Raw genomic sequence first — 517 nt, 5'->3', positions numbered from 1 at the left:
ATACTTGGGTGTAATGTATGTAAAGCATAAAGATAACGAAATATACGAACGGCATCATCCCTCCTATCGCTAAAATCATAAACTTTGATTGATTGATATTCGGAATTGTAAAATATTCAATCACTTTTTGAATTAAAACTACTAAACTAAAAAGGAATAAAAGTATCATTGCTATCACTTTACCAGAAATCTGTTCATCTTTTTTCTTGGTTTTAAGCCAAAATGGTGTATTACTAAGTAAATAAATTCCGTAAATGAAAGCAATTAAACACACAAACATTGTGATTATACCAACACTCCAAAAAACAGTAAGATCAACACCATTTTCAGCAGCCATAAAGAAATAAGCGTTGTATAAAGAGATAACCACGCAATATAAAGCTAAAATATCTAAAACCATCAATTTAAAAGCACTTTTTTTCATATCTTCATGATTTTTAGGATATTGTAAAAACAATACAAAAAAGCATGACATAGAAACCACAATAATTAATATACTACTTACTAATAAATTCAT

The 517-nt window shown here is 27.5% G+C and carries 1 protein-coding gene; it reads right to left on the bottom strand.

Going from position 1 to position 517, the window contains the following annotated elements; genetic code table 11:
- On the bottom strand, positions 1–517 hold a 517-nt coding region (locus BU038_RS12350), incomplete at both ends, for a DUF5079 family protein (RefSeq protein ID WP_107606257.1).

This window comes from Staphylococcus simulans (assembly GCF_003043455.1).
Lineage (GTDB): Bacteria > Bacillota > Bacilli > Staphylococcales > Staphylococcaceae > Staphylococcus > Staphylococcus simulans_A.
Note: the sequence above shows the minus strand (reverse complement) of the source record. Positions and strands in the feature narration are given on the sequence as shown.